The organism is Actinomadura rubrisoli (assembly GCF_004349215.1).
GTDB classification, from domain to species: domain Bacteria; phylum Actinomycetota; class Actinomycetes; order Streptosporangiales; family Streptosporangiaceae; genus Spirillospora; species Spirillospora rubrisoli.
In genome coordinates this window covers 1-16462 of sequence record NZ_SMKU01000202.1, presented here as the reverse complement: position 1 = coordinate 16462, position 16462 = coordinate 1, and the positions used below count along the sequence as shown (strand labels likewise).

Annotated in this window: 13 protein-coding genes; 9 read left to right on the top strand and 4 right to left on the bottom strand. The window is 72.9% G+C overall.

All coding sequences use genetic code 11. From position 1 onward, the window contains the following. The coding region (locus E1298_RS30045) for a maltotransferase domain-containing protein (RefSeq protein ID WP_131899184.1) at nt 1-1171 on the bottom strand (1171 nt) is incomplete at its 3' end. 257 nt (nt 1172-1428) lie between these two features. Between E1298_RS30045 and glgP the strand changes: the two genes are divergently transcribed. The 3 genes from glgP (at nt 1429) to E1298_RS30030 (ending at nt 6547) form a co-directional block, all read left to right on the top strand. Next, on the top strand, nt 1429-4071 hold the full coding sequence (gene glgP, locus E1298_RS30040) for an alpha-glucan family phosphorylase (protein WP_131899182.1): 2643 nt from the start codon (nt 1429-1431) through the stop codon (nt 4069-4071). Between the two features lie 377 nt (nt 4072-4448). Then, entirely contained in the window at nt 4449-5657 is a 1209-nt protein-coding gene (locus E1298_RS30035; protein WP_243725896.1) for a sensor histidine kinase, read from the top strand. A gap of 47 nt (nt 5658-5704) precedes the next feature. Then, nucleotides 5705-6547 (top strand): M55 family metallopeptidase, encoded by an 843-nt coding sequence (locus E1298_RS30030; RefSeq protein ID WP_131899178.1) that lies wholly within the window; start codon nt 5705-5707, stop codon nt 6545-6547. On the opposite strand, the gene E1298_RS30025 is transcribed toward E1298_RS30030, so the two are convergent. Together E1298_RS30025 and E1298_RS30020 are read right to left on the bottom strand one after the other, a co-directional pair. After that, nucleotides 6544-7317, bottom strand: a complete 774-nt coding sequence (locus E1298_RS30025) for an SWIM zinc finger family protein (RefSeq protein ID WP_131899176.1) — start codon at nt 7315-7317, stop codon at nt 6544-6546. The genes E1298_RS30030 and E1298_RS30025 overlap by 4 nt on opposite strands. Next, the gene (locus E1298_RS30020; protein WP_131899174.1) at nt 7317-10322 is read right to left on the bottom strand and encodes a DEAD/DEAH box helicase; all 3006 of its coding nucleotides are present in this window, start codon (nt 10320-10322) and stop codon (nt 7317-7319) included. The genes E1298_RS30025 and E1298_RS30020 overlap by 1 nt, the downstream gene beginning before the upstream one ends. 141 nt (nt 10323-10463) lie before the next feature. On the opposite strand from E1298_RS30020, the gene E1298_RS30015 reads away from it, so the two are divergent. Further along, nucleotides 10464-11246, top strand: a complete 783-nt coding sequence (locus tag E1298_RS30015) for an enoyl-CoA hydratase/isomerase family protein (protein WP_131899172.1) — start codon at nt 10464-10466, stop codon at nt 11244-11246. A gap of 6 nt (nt 11247-11252) precedes the next feature. Here E1298_RS30015 and E1298_RS30010 read toward each other — a convergent pair whose 3' ends face one another. Further along, entirely contained in the window at nt 11253-11618 is a 366-nt protein-coding gene (locus E1298_RS30010; RefSeq protein WP_243725895.1) for a winged helix-turn-helix transcriptional regulator, read from the bottom strand. Nucleotides 11619-11709: 91 nt separating this feature from the next. On the opposite strand from E1298_RS30010, the gene E1298_RS30005 reads away from it, so the two are divergent. From E1298_RS30005 to E1298_RS29985, 5 genes are all read left to right on the top strand, one after another. Next, nucleotides 11710-12384 (top strand): NADPH-dependent F420 reductase, encoded by a 675-nt coding sequence (locus E1298_RS30005; RefSeq protein WP_131899170.1) that lies wholly within the window; start codon nt 11710-11712, stop codon nt 12382-12384. A gap of 136 nt (nt 12385-12520) precedes the next feature. Further along, on the top strand, nt 12521-13288 hold the full coding sequence (locus E1298_RS30000; RefSeq protein WP_131899168.1) for an SDR family NAD(P)-dependent oxidoreductase: 768 nt from the start codon (nt 12521-12523) through the stop codon (nt 13286-13288). Nucleotides 13289-13501: 213 nt separating this feature from the next. Then, nucleotides 13502-14446 carry an acyl-ACP desaturase gene (locus tag E1298_RS29995; protein ID WP_481726141.1) on the top strand — a complete coding sequence of 315 codons (945 nt, stop codon included), beginning with the start codon at nt 13502-13504 and terminating at the stop codon, nt 14444-14446. A 133-nt stretch (nt 14447-14579) separates the two neighbouring features. After that, nucleotides 14580-15452, top strand: coding sequence for a serine/threonine-protein kinase (locus tag E1298_RS29990; protein WP_131899166.1), 873 nt, complete (start codon nt 14580-14582; stop codon nt 15450-15452). Between the two features lie 126 nt (nt 15453-15578). Continuing rightward, the coding region (locus E1298_RS29985; RefSeq protein WP_165975734.1) for a serine/threonine-protein kinase at nt 15579-16462 on the top strand (884 nt) is incomplete at its 3' end.

Genomic DNA, 16462 nt, shown 5'->3' with positions numbered 1-16462 from the left:
GGTTGTCGACGCGGAAGATGCGGATGCCGTGGCCGATCCAGTGTTTGATGATGCGGTGGATCTCGGTGTAGAGGCCGTCGGGGTCGTTGTCGAAGTTGAGGGGGTAGATGTCCTGGTATTTCTTGGGCGGGTTCTCGGCGTGGGCGATGGTGCCGTCGGCGCGGGTGGTGAACCATTCGGGGTGCCGGGTCACCCAGGGATGGTCGGGCGAGCACTGCAACGCCAGATCCAACGCCACCTCCAGGCCGTGGTCGTTGGCGTAGGAGACGAAGGCGTCGAAGTCCGCCAGGGTGCCGAGGTCGGGGTGGACGGCGTCGTGGCCGCCGTCGGGTGATCCGATCGCCCAGGGGGTGCCGGGATCGTAGGGCCCGGCCTCCAGGGTGTTGTTGGGCCCTTTGCGGGCGGTGGTGCCGATCGGGTGGATCGGCGGGATGTAGACGACGTCGAAGCCCATGTCGGCGATGGCGGGCAGCCGTTTCATCGCGGTGCGGAACGTTCCCGACATCGGACCGCGCCGCCCCATCGGGTCGAATGAGGCGCCTTCCGAACGCGGGAAGAACTCGTACCACGCCCCGGTCAGGGCCCGCTGCCGGTGCACCACCAGCGGAAACCAGTCGCTCACCGTCAACAGGTCCCGCAGCGGATGGCGCTCCAGCACGTCCTCCACATCGGGGTCGACGACCGCCGCCAGCCGGTCCGCGACAGGGACGGTCTCGTCGGCGAGCCGCTCGGCCAGCCGCGTCAGCGTGGCCCGGTCCTTGCTCGGGACGGCCTCGGCAGCGCGGGCGTACAGCAGCGAACCCTCGGTCAGCATGAGCTCGACGTCCTGGCCGCGCGGGATCTTGATGCCGGCGTCGTGTCGCCAGTGCGCGATCGGGTCTCCCCAGGCCTCCACGCGGAACGACCACGCGCCCTGCTCCGTCGGCGTCACCAGCGCCGCCCACCGGTCCAGCCTCTGACCCACCTCGGCCATCCGCGACCCCGGCAGCTCCTCGCCGTCCGGAGAGCGCAGCACCACCGCCGCACCGAGCATCTCGTGGCCCTCGCGGAACACCGTCGCGCTGACCTCGATCGTCTCGCCCACCACCGCCTTGGCAGGCCACCGGCCGTCGCCCACCACCGGCGCCACGTCCAGGATCGGTATGCGACCGAGCCTCGGAATGCCGGTCATTTGGGACGTTCCGGACTCGACATGCATATGCCATCCCCTACCCGTTCGAGACATCCAAAACGTCCCATGCCCGGGAACCGGCGCCTACCGTCCTGTAGTTTGTGATAACTTTGCGCTAGGGTTCGGCCACACTCCGTGAAGCTCGCGGAGCATGGTCGGGGAATGGTCGTTTTTCCGCAAACGCTCGTCCCCGCGAGGTGACGGTCTGGTCCCCAGCGGTCGCGCCCACCGGACGGAACCACATAGCGTGGCGTGGCGTGAAGGCAATCCGACGATTCACGGTACGCACCGTCCTTCCCGAGCCGCTCAGGCAGTTGGAGGAGCTCGTCCTCAATCTGCGCTGGTCATGGCACCACGAGACGCTCGACCTGTTCCGCGCCGTCGACCCGGCGCTGTGGAGGTCCGTCCGCCACGACCCGGTGCGGCTGCTCGGCGAGGTCGCCCCGGAGCGGCTCGCCCGCCTGGCCGGCGACAGGCGGTTCCTGCGCCGCCTCCAGGACACGGCCGAAGACCTGCACGACTACCTGACGGCGCCGCGCTGGTACCAGACGCGCTCCGAGGCGGACGCGCCCGGCCCGCCCAGCCCGCCCGGCGCGGAGCCGGGAGGCGCGCCGTCGGCCATCGCCTACTTCTCGCCCGAGTACGGGATCACCGCCGCGCTGCCGCAGTACTCCGGCGGCCTCGGCATCCTGGCCGGCGACCACCTGAAGACCGCCAGCGACCTGGGCGTCCCGATCATCGGCGTGGGGCTGCTCTACCGGCACGGCTACTTCTCGCAGTCGCTGTCGCCGGACGGCTGGCAGCTGGAGCGCTACCCGCCGATCGACCCGAACGGGCTGCCGCTGACCCTGCTCCGCGAGCCCGACGGGACGGCCGTGCGGATCAGCATCGGCCTGCCGAAGGGCCGCGACCTGCACGCCCAGGTGTGGCTCGCCCGCGTCGGCCGCGTCCCGAAGCTGCTCCTCGACTCCGACGTCGAGGACAACGACCAGCCCGCGCGGGACGTCACCGACCGGCTGTACGGGGGCGGCGGCGACCACCGGCTGCTCCAGGAGATGCTGCTCGGGATCGGCGGGGTCCGGGCCATCCGCGCGTACTGCCGCATCACCGGTCACGACGCGCCCGAGGTCTTCCACACCAACGAGGGCCACGCGGGATTCCTCGGCCTTGAGCGCATCCGCGAGCTGGTCTCCGAGCACGGCCTCACGTTCGACGAGGCACTGGAGGCCACCCGGGCCGGGACGGTGTTCACCACGCACACGCCCGTCCCGGCGGGCATCGACCGGTTCCCGCGCGAGCTGATCCAGCGGTACTTCGGCGGCCCGAACGAGGAGGACGACGTCCCCGTCGAGCGGATCCTGGCCCTCGGCGCCGAGGACTACCCCGGCGGCGACCGCACCGTGTTCAACATGGCCGTCATGGGCATGCGGCTGGCGCAGCGGGTCAACGGCGTCAGCGAGCTGCACGGCCGTGTCAGCCGCGAGATGTTCGGCGGCCTGTGGGGCGGGTTCGACACCTCCGAGGTCCCCATCGGGTCGATCACCAACGGCGTGCACGCCGACACGTGGGTGGCGCGGGAGGTCCTGGAGCTGGCCGCCCGCGAGATCCCGGCCGTCGTGGAGTCCGGGCGCGGCTGGGAGGGCGTCCAGAAGGTCCGCGAGGGCGAGATCTGGCAGATCCGCCGCGTGCTGCGCGAACGGCTCGTCCAGGACGCGCGGCGCCGGCTCCGCGCGTCGTGGCGGCAGCGCGGCGCGAGCGAGGCCGAGATCTCCTGGGTCGACGACGCCCTGGACCCGGACGTGCTGACGATCGGGTTCGCGCGGCGCGTCCCGTCCTACAAGCGGCTCACGCTGATGATGAGCGACCAGAAGCGGCTCCGGTCGATCCTGCTCGACCCGGACCGCCCGGTGCAGATCGTGATCGCGGGGAAGGCGCATCCGGCCGACGAGGGCGGCAAGCGGCTGATCCAGGACATCGTGCGGTTCGCCGGGTCCGAGGACGTCCGGCACCGGATCGTGTTCCTGCCCGACTACGACATGGCGCTCGGGCAGCTGCTCGTCCAGGGCTGCGACGTGTGGATGAACAACCCGCTGCGGCCGCTGGAGGCGTGCGGCACGTCCGGGATGAAGGCCGCGCTGAACGGCGGGCTCAACCTGTCGGTCCTCGACGGCTGGTGGGACGAGTGGTACGACGGCCAGAACGGCTGGGCGATCCCGTCCGCCGACGGCCTCGCCACGCCCGACCGCCGCGACGCGCTGGAGGCCGCCGCGCTCTACGAGCTGATCGAGGAGCACGTCGCGGTCGCCTTCTACGACCGCGACTCGGCCGGCCTGCCCCGCCACTGGCTGGAGATGGTCAAGCACACCATCGCCACGCTCGGCCCGAAGGTCCTGGCGACGCGGATGGTGCGCGACTACGTGGAGGACTACTACGCCCCGGCCGCCGCGTCCGCCCGCGCCATGAGCGCCGACAAGCACGCGGGCGCCCGCGCGCTCGCGGCGTGGAAGCGGCGGGTCGCCGAGGCGTGGCCCCGCGTCGCCGTCGAGCACGTCGAGTCGAACGGGGAGGAGGGCCCGCAGGTCGGCGCCCGGCTGTCGGTGCGGGTCGTCGTCGACCTCGGCGACCTCGACCCCGGCGACGTCGCCGTCGAGGTCGCCTACGGCCGCGTCGACGGCGCCGACACGCTGGTCGACCCGTCCTACCTGGAGCTGGGCGGCGCCGAGCCGGTCGAGGACGGCCGGCTCCGCTACGTCGGGGAGGTGCCGCTGGAGCGCAGCGGCGCGTTCGGCTACAGCGTCCGCGTCGTCCCGAGCCACCCGATGCTGGCGGGACGGGCCGAGATGGGCCTGATCGCGCTCCCGCCCGCCCCGTCCGGAATGACGAACGGCGACCTCCGCTAGGGCCCCGGTTATCGGTAATTCACCACAGAGCCCGCGCGGGCATGCCGATAGCGTTGCCTCTCCAAAGCGGAAGGGGCCGAGGATGGGAAAGCACAGCAAGAAAGTCGCCTGCGGGGTGTGCGACGGCACCGGAAAGATCAAGATGGGAGGAAGTGGTAACGGTCCAAAACAGGAGACCACCTGCACGGGATGCAATGGCAGCGGAACGCAGAGGTGAATTCCGCCGACATTCGGTGAGCCGTGTCACGGGCCGCATTCGTCCCCGACAGGATCTGGATCCGCCAAGATGGCGGGTGAGCAATCCCCAAGAATGGGAACGCCTTGCCGGCGCCGACCGAAAATGTGACCACGGTCGCGCCGCTGGCAGGATGGGAGCCGTGCGACCTCAAGGGCGACGCGGCGACGGTGCGGGACGAGGCACGTCCCGGCCCGGCGGCGCCGCGACCTGGCTCCGGCGACCGCGCGGGCGCCGGGCCGACGCCCTGCTAGCGGCAGGGTGCCTGCTCCTGGTCGTCGCGGCCGTCCTGAGCGTGATGCGCGACGGCGAGCGCGCGACCATGCCCGCGATCGGCTGGCCGCTCATCGTGACCGCGTGCGGGGCGCTGTACTTCCGCCGGCGCGTCCCCGTCACGGTCGCGGTGGTGACGCTGGCCGCCTGCGGGATCTACTACCCGCTGGTCGAGCCGGACGGCCCCCTCATGATCGCCTTCGCCATCGCGCTGTACACGGCGGCGGCCGAGGGGCACCTGGTGGCGGCGTCCGTCCTCGGCGGCGCAGCGATGGCCTGCGTCTCCTTCGGGGAGTTCCGCGGCCACGTCAACCACCTGGAGGACGCGGGCCTGTACCTGCTCGCCGGATGGTTCGTCGCCGTCATCGCGGTCGGCGGCGTCGTCCGCAACCGGCGCGCCTACCTGCGGGAGGCGGAGCGGCGCACGCGGGCCGCCGAGCGCGGGCGCGAGGAGGAGGCCCGCCGCCGCGCCATCGAGGAGCGGCTGCGCATCGCCCGCGAGCTGCACGACGTCCTCGGCCACAACATCTCGCTGATCAACGTGCAGGCCACCGCCGCGCTGCACGGCCCGCACCCCGATCCCGGCCGCGCCGAGGAGGCCCTTGCCACGATCAAGCAGGCCAGCAAGGACACCCTGCGGGAGCTGCGCGCCACCCTCGGCGTCCTGCGCCAGGTGGACGAGGAGGCGCCGGTCGCCCCCGCGCCCGGCCTCGACCGCCTGGACGAGCTGACCGGGGGCATCGCCGCCGCGGGCATCGCCGTCCGGACCGAGATCGAGGGGGAGCCGCGCCCGCTCCCCGCCGAGACCGACCTCGCCGCGTTCCGGATCGTCCAGGAGGCCCTCACCAACGTCACCCGGCACTCCGACGCGGCCTCCGCCGTCGTCCGCGTCCAGTACGGCGACGGCCACGTGGTCGTGCGCGTGGACGACGACGGGAACCCGCCGCCCGCCGCCCCGGCGGCTGGCGGCAGCGGGATCCGCGGCATGCGCGACCGCGCCGAGGCGCTCGGCGGCGACCTCGACGCGGGCGCCCGGCCCGGAGGAGGATTCAGCGTCCGCGCCCGCCTGCCCGTCTGACGGGACCGTACTCGCGGCCGGAGCCGCATCACGGGCACGATGGGGCCATGAAGGTCTTCGTATCGGTCGACATGGAGGGGATCTCGGGGCTCACCGACCCGGAGGAGATGCGCGCGGGCGGGCGCGGTTACGAGCGCGGCTGCGAGCTGATGACCGGCGACGCCAACGCCGCGATCCGCGCCGCGTTCGACACCGGCGCCGACCGGGTCGTCGTCACCGACTCCCATGGCACCGGCAAGAACCTGCGCGCCGACCTGATCGACGAGCGCTGCACGCTGATCCGCGGCCCGTCCAAGCCCATGCGCATGGGCGAGGGCCTCGACGCCTCGTTCGACGTGGCCCTCTACGTCGGCTACCACGCCAGGGCGGGGGCGGAGCGCGGCGTCCTCAACCACACCTGGATGGGCCGGGAGATCCAGAACCTGTACCTCAACGGCGAGGTCGCGGGCGAGATCCGGCTCATGGCCGGGTACGCGGGCTCGCTGGGCGTGCCGGTCGGGTTCCTGGCGGGCGACGAGGCCGCCTGCGAGGAGGCCCGCGGGGTGCTGGGCGACATCGCGACCGTCGCCGTCAAGAAGGGCTGCGGCCGGTACGCGGCAGAGCTGATCCCACCGGCGCGCGCGCAGGAGCAGATCTACGAGGCCGCCACCCGGACGCTGCGCGCCCCCGAGCGCTGGCGGCACCTCACCCTCCGCGCCCCCTACACGCTGGCCGTCGAATGGAACGCGACAGAGATCGCGCAGTCCTGCTCGCTGATCCCCGGCGTCACGCTCACCTCGCCCCGGACGACGGAGTTCACGACCGGCGACTATTCCGAGATCGTCGGGCTCCTCGGCATCTGCGCCACGATCGCCGGCGAGATCGGCTGCGCCGGCCGCCACTACGGCTAGAAGTCGTCGGCGGAGAGGGCCTCGTAGGCGGGGGCCAGGACGTCCGCCAGGTCGCGGCGGCGGACGCGGACCGGCGGCGGCGTCGCCAGATGGAGGACGAACCCCGGCGGGACGGGGACGGCGGGCGGGCGCTCCCGCAGCCGCGCCAGCCCGGACGGCGGCGTCCAGAACCCGGCGGCCGTGAGCGGCTCGTCGTCCATCGCGAGCGGGTCGGGCTCCGCCGCCGGGCCCCGCCGCAGCGCCGCGAGCAGCTCGTCCCTGCCGCGCCCGTTCCACTGCAAGATCAGGAACGGGTCGTCGTCGAACGCCTCCGCCAGCAGGTACAGGACGGCCGCCGCGTGCTTGCACGGGTCGCCCCAGTCGGGGCAGCTGCACATCAGGTGCAGGTCTTCGGCCGAGCCCGGGAACAGCGACAGCCCCAGCTCGGCGAAGACCCACTCGATCTCCGGCGGCATCTCCCCGGCGAGCAGCCGCGCCCGGAACACCGCGCGGGACGCCAGCTCCTTCTCCGCCGCCCGCCAGCCCGCCGCGTCGATCGCCTCGATGCCCAGCGCCACCTCGTACGGCTCCGGCGCCGACCCCCGCACCCGCGCGGTCACCTCGTGCGGCGCGACCCGCAGGTCGAACACCTGCCCGCCGCGCGCGTACGCCCGGCCCCGCCCCAGCCGCCCGGTATCGGCGAACGACTCCACCAGGTCGATGAACCGCCGCGACCACCACTGCGACCCGATCGACCCGCGCTTCGTGCGGGCCCGCACGCCCTCGTCCATCAGTCGCTCACCGCCTCCGGCGACAGCCGCAGCACATCGCGCAGCTCCGCGACCGACAGCTCGGTCAGCCAGTCCTCACCGGTGCCGACGATCGACTCCGCGAGCGCCTTCTTCCGCTCGATCATCTCGTCGACCCGCTCCTCCATCGTCCCCACGCAGATGAACTTGCGGACCTGCACGTTGCGGGTCTGCCCGATGCGGAACGCGCGGTCGGTCGCCTGGTCCTCGACGGCCGGGTTCCACCACCGGTCGACGTGCACGACATGGTTGGCGGCCGTCAGCGTCAGGCCCGTCCCGGCCGCCTTGAGGGACAGCAGGAACACCGAGGGCTCCGGGTCGGCCTGGAAATGCTGGACCAGTTCGTCCCGCGCCTGCTTGGACGTCCCGCCGTACAGCCACAGCACCGGCCGTTCGAGCCGCGCCGCCAGGTACGGCTGAAGCATCGAGCCGAACTCCGCGTACTGCGTGAACACCAGCGCCTTCTCGCCCTGCTCCAGGACCTCCGAGCAGATCTCCTCCAGCCGCTCCAGCTTCCCCGACCGCCCCGGCAGCCGCGACCCGTCCTTCAGCAGCTGCGCCGGATGGTTGCAGACCTGCTTCAGCTTGGCCATCGTCGCGAGGACCAGGCCCCGCCGCTGCTTGTCGTCGGCCTCGGCGATCCGCGCGAGCATGTCGTCGACCGTCGCCTGGTAGAGCGACGCCTGCTCGGTCGTCAGGTTGCAGTAGACCTTGATCTCCTGCTTCTCCGGCAGGTCCGAGATGATCGACCTGTCGGTCTTCAGCCGGCGCAGGACGAACGGCTGCGTCGCCCGCTTCAGCGCCGCCGCGGCCCGCTCGTCCCCGTCCCGCTCGATCGGCACCGCGAACCGCTGCCGGAACACGCCGCGCGGCCCGAGCAGCCCCGGGTTCGCGAACTCCATGATCGACCACAGCTCGGTCAGATGGTTCTCCACCGGCGTGCCCGTCAGCGCGATCCGGCTCCGGGCCGGAATGCTCCGCACCGCCCTGGCCTGCCGCGTCCCGCTGTTCTTGAGCGCCTGCGCCTCGTCGCACACGACCCGCTCCCACCCGATCGGCGCGAGCATCTCCGCGTCCCGCGCCGCCGTCCCGTAGGTGGTCAGCACCAGATCGGCCCCGGCCACGGCCCGCGCCAGCTCCTCACCGCGCCGCCGCCCCGTCCCATGGTGGACGTACACGCGCAGCTTGGGCGTGAACCGCGCCGCCTCCCGCTGCCAGTTCCCCACCAGCGACATCGGCAGGATCGCTAGGGTGGGCCCGGGGTGCGCGCCGTCCTCCCGCTCATGGACGAGCAGCGACAGGACGGAGACGGTCTTACCCAGTCCCATATCGTCGGCGAGCAGCGCGCCGAGGCCGAGATCGTTCATGAACGCCAGCCAGGCGAGCCCGCGCTCCTGGTAGGGCCGCAGCTCCGCGTCCAGCTCCTCCGGGGTGGGGAGGGGGGTGAGGCGGCGGTCGGCTTCGCCGGACAGCAGGTCGCCGAAGGTGCCGTCGGCGTCGACGCCGGTGAGGGGGAGGGCCTCGTCGCCGGCGTGGATGATCGCGCGGATCGCCTCGGCGGCGGTCATCCGGCCGCGGCGCGGGTGGCGCAGGAAGTCCAGCGCCGCCTCCAGCTGCTCCTCGTCCAGCTCGACCCACTGGCCGCGCAGGCGGACGAGGGGGGTCTTGAGCCGGGCCAGCTCCTCCAGCTCGGCCTCGTCGATGCTCGCGTCGCCGATGGCGAGGTCCCAGCGGAAGTCGACCATGCCCTTCAGGTCGAAGCCCGAGGACGCGGCGGAGCCGGACGCGGCCTCGGGGTCGTCGGTGCGGGTGGTGAGCCGCATGCCGAGGCGCGCCTTGCCGGCCCACTGGGGGAGCAGGACGCCGAAGCCGGCGGCGGCCAGCATGGGGGCGGCCTGGCGGAGGAAGCGGAACGCGCCCGCGGTGTCGAGGACGAGCCCGTCCGGGGACGGGCCGTCCAGGGCGGGCGCCATGTCGGGGAACAGGCGCAGGGCGCGGCCGAGCCCGGTGAGCAGGACGTCCTCGGCGCCGGGGATCGAGGTGGCCTCGCCCGCCCACACCGTCGCGGCCGGCACGTAGAGGCTCGGGTCGTCGATGCCCTGGAGGGCGAACTCGACGCGCCAGGAGTCGCCGCGCTTGCCGGGGAGGTCGGTCTTGCCGAACTCCTCGGCGCCGGGCTCGGCGAGGCGGAAGCAGACGCGGAGCGGGCCGGACGGGCGGCGCGCGGCGGCGGCCCAGGCGTCGAGTTCGGCGATCAGGTCGGCGGGGGCGTCGCCGGGCTCGCGGGCGACCTCGGCGGACGGGCCGGTGAGGGCCTCGACCCAGCGCTCGGCGAGGGGGAGCCGGTCGGGGGCCGTGCCGCGCCTGGGCGGCAGCAGCGGATGCGGCACCACGCCCCGGACGGCGGTGTCGACCAGGCCGGACAGCGCCTCGCGGAGCACCTCGGACGCGGGCCGTCCGCCATCGGCGGCGCGGCAGGCGGCGGGCATCGCGCGGGCCAGCGCCCGGTAGCGCGGCGGGTCGTCGATGACGGGGCGCCAGCGGGCCACGAGGTCGCCGTCCTCGCGCAGCAGCGCGGGCAGCACCTGCCCGCGCCGCGCCAGGTGGACGGCCTCGTCGGCGAGCATGCACAGGAAGCGCAGGTCGGTGCCGGGGATGACGTCGCCGCTGTGCTCGGCGGCCTGGAGCAGCGCCATCGCGGGGAACGGCTCCAGGACGAGCGCCGGGACCCGCCACGGGCGCAGCCCGGGTTCCGCCGGGACGGGCTCGGGGCCGAGTTCGGCGGACGGGAGCGGGTGGTCGCCGTGGGTCGGCAGCGACATGTCCAGCTCGACGCGGAACGCGCCCCGCACGAGCGGCTCGTAGGACGTGCCGGTGAAGTCGCGGGTGGCGAACGGGTGGACGTCGGCCCCGGGCTCGTACGGGCCGGTGCGCTCGGCCCAGAGGCAGAGTGCCCCGCCATGCCAGGTGGCGTGTGCGACGAGCATGGTCCCCGAAGCTACCAGGAGCCCCGGACGTTCCAGCGGCCACTGCCGCCAGGGGCGAACACAGGGCCGCCGCGGCGAACAAGATCCATCGGCCACGGCCTAAGCTCGGGGCGTTCGCCGCCGATTTTCAGGAGGGTCGCCGTGGGCGAGTTCGTACGGGTCGAGGTCGAGGACGGCATCGCGACGATCAGGCTGGACCGGCCGAAGATGAACGCCCTGAACGCGCAGATGCAGCGCGAGCTGATCGAGGCGGCCCGGGAGGTCACGCAGGACGAGTCGGCCGGCGCGGTCGTGCTGTACGGCGGGGAGCGGGTGTTCGCCGCCGGAGCGGACATCAAGGAGATGGCCCCGATGTCGTACGCGGAGATGTCGGCGGGGCACTCGCGGCTCTTGCAGGACTTCGCCAAGGCGCTCGCCGGCATCCCGAAGCCCGTGATCGCCGCGATCACCGGGTACGCGCTGGGCGGTGGCCTGGAACTGGCGCTGACCGCCGACTTCCGGGTGGCGGGGGAGGGCGCGAAGGTGGGGCAGCCGGAGGTCCAGCTCGGCATTATGCCGGGTGCGGGCGGCACGCAGCGGCTGACCCGGCTGGTCGGGCCGTCCAGGGCCAAGGACCTGATCTTCTCCGGACGGCACGTCCCGGCGGGCGAGGCGCTCGCGATGGGGCTCGTCGACAAGGTCGTCCCGGACGCGGACGTCTACACGGCCGCGCGGGAGTGGGCGGCGACGTTCGTCGGCGGCCCGGCGATCGCGCTGCGCGCCGCCAAGCAGGCCATCGACGCGGGCCTGGAGGTCGACCTGGCCACCGGGCTGGAGATCGAGCGGGTGCAGTTCGCCGCGCTGTTCGGGACCGAGGACGCGGCGAACGGCATGAAGAGCTTCATGGAGGAGGGGCCGGGCAAGGCCAAGTTCACGGGCCGCTGACGGCTCTCATGGACGGGCGCGTTCCTGGGCGTCCAAGACCTCGTCGGCGTAGCGTTCGGTCCAGCGGCCGAGCGCGTAGATGGGCTCTAGGAGGCCGCGTCCCGGCTCGGTCAGCGCGTACTCCACGCGCGGTGGTGCCTCCGCGTAGCGCTGCCGCGTGACGAGCCCGTTCTGCTCCAGGCGGCGCAGCGTCTCGGTGAGGACCTTGTGGCTGATGCCGCCGATCCTGTCTTGCAGCTGGCCCGGACGCAGCGGGCCTTCGCGCAGCGTGTAGAGCACGACGCTGGTCCAGGTGCCGGACAGAAGGTCGAAGCCGAGCCGGGCCTGGCAGTCGGAGATGAACGCGTCGCCGTGCATGGGATCGCCCGCCATTCTGCCCCTTCCGATACGCACCGGACGGTGCCGAACGGACCGCCTAGCGTCCCGTCAGACGGTAATCGACGGGGCGACCGGGGAGGTCGGCATGCGGATCGGAGTGCTGGGCGCGGGCAACATGGCGGACGCGCTCGCCGGGCAGTGGGCGCGCAAGGGCCACGAGGTGCGGATCGGGGCGCGGACGCCCGCGAAGGCGGTCGCGCTGGCGGACCGGATCGGCGGCGGGGCCGTGGGCGGCGGGCTGCGAGAGGCGGCGAAGTTCGGCGAGGTGGTGCTGCTCGCCGTCTGGTACGAGGGCGTCCTGGACGTGCTCCGGCGGGCGGGCGCCGAGGACGGGACGCTCTCGGGGCGGGTGCTGATCGACTGCACCAACCCGATGGAGCCGCCGTTCGAGAGGCTGAAGACCGGGGGCGGGCCGTCCGCCGCGCGGCGGATCGCCGATCTGGCCGCGGGCGCTCGGGTGGTCAAGGGGTTCACCATGTGCCACGAGAGCGTGTGGCGCATGACGCCGCCGGTGTTCGGCGGCCGGCCCCTCGGCGTTCCGCTCTGCGGCGACGACGAGGAGGCGCTGGCGGTGGTGCGCGCGCTGGTGGCCGACCTCGGGTGCGCGCCGATGGACGGCGGGGGGCTGGAGCGGGCCGCCCTGCTGGAGGCCGCGACGGCGTTCATGGTCGGCCTGTGGGTCGCGGGCGAGGACCCGTCCGCGATGATGCCGCCGCCGGAGTTCGCGGGCGGCGATCCGGAGCGGACCTCGGACCGCTGACGGCGCGCGTTCTGGTGGGAAATGGGGCCGGTGTCACCACCGGTCCCCTTCCTTCCGGAGGGTTATCCGATCGTGCCCGTTGATATTCCGTCGTGCTGCGGGGGCGGACCAAGATCGGCCGATAGCATCGGCCGCCATGCGACAGGCGTACCGAACCGCGCTGGTGACCGGCGCGTCCAGCGGCATCGGCGAGAGCTTCGCCCGCCTCCTGGCCGGCCGCGGCGCCGATCTGGTGATCGTGGCCCGCCGGGCCGACCTGCTGGACGGGCTGGCCCGGGAGCTGGTCGAGCGGTACCGGGTCGCGGTGGAGGTGGTCGCCGCCGACCTGACCGACCCCTTCCAGCGCGAGGAGGTCGAGCGGCGGCTGCGCGCCGATCCGGTGGAGCTGCTGGTGAACAACGCCGGGTACGGCGCCTTCGGAGCATTCGCGGAACTGCCGCTGGACGATCAGCTCGCCGAGATCGAGCTCAACGTGACGACGCTGGTGCGCCTCACCCACGCGGCGCTGCCGGGCATGGTGGCGCGCGGCCGGGGCGGCGTCCTCAACGTCGCGTCCATGGCGGGGTTCACGCCGTCGCCGGGAAGCGCGACGTACGGGGCGACCAAGGCGTATGTGCTGTCGTTCTCGGAGAGCCTGCACTCCGAGGTCGCCGCCAAGGGCGTGCACGTGACCGCCCTGTGCCCCGGCTTCACGCGGACGGAGGACGACGCCCCGCCCAACCTGCTGTGGCTGCGGCGCGAAGACGTGGCCCGGGCCGGGCTGGACGCGGTGGCGACGGGACGGGCGCTGAGCGTTCCCGGGGCGCAGTACAAGGCGGCGCTGCCCGCGCTGAGGCTCGTCCCGAGGCCATTGCTGCGGGCCGCCGTCAACCGCATGTGGCACCAGGCCGCTGACAGCCGGTGACAACCGGTCACGCTCTTTTTCGCGCCGATCTACAAAATGAGCCCCGGGTTGCTTGTGACCCCGCTGCCTTGACGCGGGTCGGCCCCAATGGCGACGATCGAACCTACGCTTGAGTAGGTTGAGTTTGGCCTGCTGGGCGCCCCAATTGATCGTGCCGGGGGCGCGGCGGCACCGTCCGGCGAACCCCTCGTCCAGCGAAGGAACCGTATATCCGTGACCTCCGAAGAGAAGTTCCAGACCGGTCTGATGCTCGAACTGGAGCAGGTCGTCGAGAAGGAACTCGACCGGCACCTGTCGACGGCCAAGGAGTGGTTCCCGCACCAGTACGTGCCGTGGGGCCAGGGCCGCGACTTCGACGGGCCCCTGGACGGCGAGGCGTGGTCGCTGGAGCAGTCCCAATTGGGCGAAGAGGCGCGCGAGGCGCTCATCGTCAACCTCCTCACCGAGGACAACCTGCCCGGCTACCACAACGCGATCGCGACCGTGTTCGGCCGCGAGGGCGCCTGGGGGACGTGGGTCAACCGCTGGACGGCCGAGGAGAACCGGCACGGCATCGTCATCCGCGACTACCTCACCGTGACCCGCGCGGTCGACCCGATCGCGCTGGAACGCGCTCGCATGCGCCACATGGAGGCCGGTTACGAGGCCACGCACGGCGACTCGTTCCTGCACGGCGCGGCGTACGTGTCGTTCCAGGAGCTGGCGACCCGCGTCTCGCACCGCAACACCGGCCGGGCCTCCGGCGACCCGATCTGCGAGCAGATGATGACGCGGGTCGCGGCCGACGAGAACCTGCACATGATCTTCTACCGGAACCTGCTCGCCGCCGCCCTGGAGATCGCGCCGAACGAGACGATGCGGGCGATCACCGACGTCGTCAAGGCGTTCCAGATGCCCGGCCACGGCATCGACGGGTTCATGCGCAAGTCCGTCGTGATCGCCAACGCGGGGATCTACGACCTGCGGCTGCACCACGACGACGTGCTGGTCCCCGTCCTGCGCAAGTGGGGCGTGTTCGACCGCGCCGACCTCAGCGACGACGGCGACAAGGCCCGCGACGAGCTGGCGGAGTTCCTGGGCGGGCTCGACGCCGCCGCCACGAAGTTCGAGACCCGCCGCGAGGAGCGCCGGGCCCGCCGGGCCGCCCGCCAGGGCTGAGGGATCCTGCCGCCGGGCCGCCCTCTCCGGCGCGACCCATTCGTGATCATTTTCGGGGAACCGGGCACGGGCCCGTTCGCGTCGAACGGGGCTCGGTCGGAACGCGAGCCCGGTTTCCGGCGTCATAGGGGTCATGGGAAAGCATCGGCGGCTGGGCGCGTATCGGTTGCTGGACGAGATCGGCCGGGGGAGCACCGCCGTGGTGTACCTGGCGATGGACGCCCACGGCCGCGAGGTCGCGGTGAAGGAGCTGTGCCCGGAGTTCGCCGGGGTGCCCGAGGCGATCGGCCGGCTGGCCCGCGAGCTGTCCGCGCAGTCGCGCGTGAACAGCGCCTATGTGGCACGGCTGCTGGACGGGCAGATCACGGCCGAGCGGCCGTACGTGGTGATGCAGTACGTCCCGGGCTGCCCGCTGAACGACCTGATCCCCGCGTACGGGCCGCTCGGCGGCGAGCGGCTCGTCCGCTTCGCGCGGCGGCTGGCCCTCGCGCTGGGGGACGTGCACGACGCGGGCGTCCTGCACCGCGACGTGGCGCCCGGCAACGTGATCGTGCTGGGCGACCGCCCGACCCTGATCGACTTCGGGATCGCGCACGAGTCGGGCATGGAGCAGATCACCAGGCGCGGGATGGTCGTGGGGACGCCCGCCTTCATGGCGCCGGAGCTGATCGAGGGGGAGCGCGCCACGACCGCCTCGGACGTGTTCTCGTGGGCGACCACGGTCGCCTACGCCGCGACGGGGCGGCCGCCGTTCGGACGGGGCTCGCTGCACGGCGTGTGCTTCCGCATCCTGCGCGGCCAGGCCGACCTGGACGGCGTCCCCGAGCCGCTGGCCGGGCTGCTGCGGCTGGCCCTGCGGCGCGACCCGTCCCAGCGTCCCACCGCCCGCTGGTTCGCGGGCGCCCTCCACCCCGGGGGGACTCCCGCGAAGGCGGGGGACAATGGTGCCGCCGCTCCGCAGAGCGGCGGAGAAGTCACTGGTCGTGGCCGGGTCGCGGCCGCTTGAACAGCCCGGTTAGATCCTCTGGGCGATATGGGCGAAGGTAGGGTTTCGTAAACGATGAAGGGGGTTGTCACGTCCGGGGACCGAATCGGCCACTACAGCGTGCTCCAGACCCTTGGGGAAGGGGGCATGGGCGTCGTATATCTCGGCGCCGACCCCGAGGGGCGCAAGGTGGCCATCAAGGTGCTGCGTCCCGCGGTCGCCGGGGACGCCACGGCCCGCCGCCGCCTGGCCCGCGAGGTGGACTCGATGCGGCGCGTGCACAGCCCGCACGTCGCCGAGATCCTCGACGCCGACGTGACCGCCGACCAGCCCTACATCGTCACCCAGTACGTGCCCGGCCGCACGCTTGAGGAGATCGTCGAGGAGTCCGGCCCGATCTACGGGCAGGGGCTCCAGCGGCTCGGCGTGGGCCTGGCGTCCGCGCTGTCGGCGATCCACGGCGCGGGCATCGTCCACCGCGACCTCAAGCCCGGCAACGTCATGCTGGTGGACGGCGAGCCCGTCGTGATCGACTTCGGCATCGCGCAGGCCGCGGACGCGACCCGGCTGACCGCGACCGGCATGGTCATCGGCACCCCCGGCTACCTGGCCCCGGAGATCATCGAGGGTGAGGACGCGGGCCCGCCGTCGGACGTGCACGCCTGGGCGGGCACGGTCGCCTACGCCGCGACCGGCCGCCCGCCCTTCGGCTCGGGCACCTTCGAATCGATCTTCTACAAGATCATGCAGGGCACGCCCGACCTGGACGGCGTCCCGGACGGGATGCTGCCCGTCCTGCGCTCGGCGATGGCCCGGCACCCGGCCGAGCGTCCCACCGCGGTCAACCTGGTGCAGCTCACCCGGCGGATCCACCTCGAAGCCACCATCACCGACCAGACCCGGGTCGACCAGCACTACACCCGTCCCGACAGGACGTCCCAGCCGCTGGAGCAGCCCGCGCCCGACCACTCGCGGCAGTTCTCCATGCCGGCGCCCCTGCCGTCGGAGCCCCCCGTGCCCCCGGCCACGAC

Excerpts from the sequence above, each read along its gene's own strand:
- E1298_RS30030 (WP_131899178.1), top strand. The coding sequence starts at position 5,705 with ATGAAGGTCTTCGTATCGGTCGACATGGAGGGGATCTCGGGGCTCACC.
- E1298_RS30025 (WP_131899176.1), bottom strand. The coding sequence starts at position 7,317 with ATGGACGAGGGCGTGCGGGCCCGCACGAAGCGCGGGTCGATCGGGTCG.
- E1298_RS30020 (WP_131899174.1), bottom strand. The coding sequence starts at position 10,322 with ATGCTCGTCGCACACGCCACCTGGCATGGCGGGGCACTCTGCCTCTGG.
- E1298_RS30010 (WP_243725895.1), bottom strand. The coding sequence starts at position 11,618 with ATGGCGGGCGATCCCATGCACGGCGACGCGTTCATCTCCGACTGCCAG.
- E1298_RS30005 (WP_131899170.1), top strand. The coding sequence starts at position 11,710 with ATGCGGATCGGAGTGCTGGGCGCGGGCAACATGGCGGACGCGCTCGCC.
- E1298_RS30000 (WP_131899168.1), top strand. The coding sequence starts at position 12,521 with ATGCGACAGGCGTACCGAACCGCGCTGGTGACCGGCGCGTCCAGCGGC.
- E1298_RS29990 (WP_131899166.1), top strand. The coding sequence starts at position 14,580 with ATGGGAAAGCATCGGCGGCTGGGCGCGTATCGGTTGCTGGACGAGATC.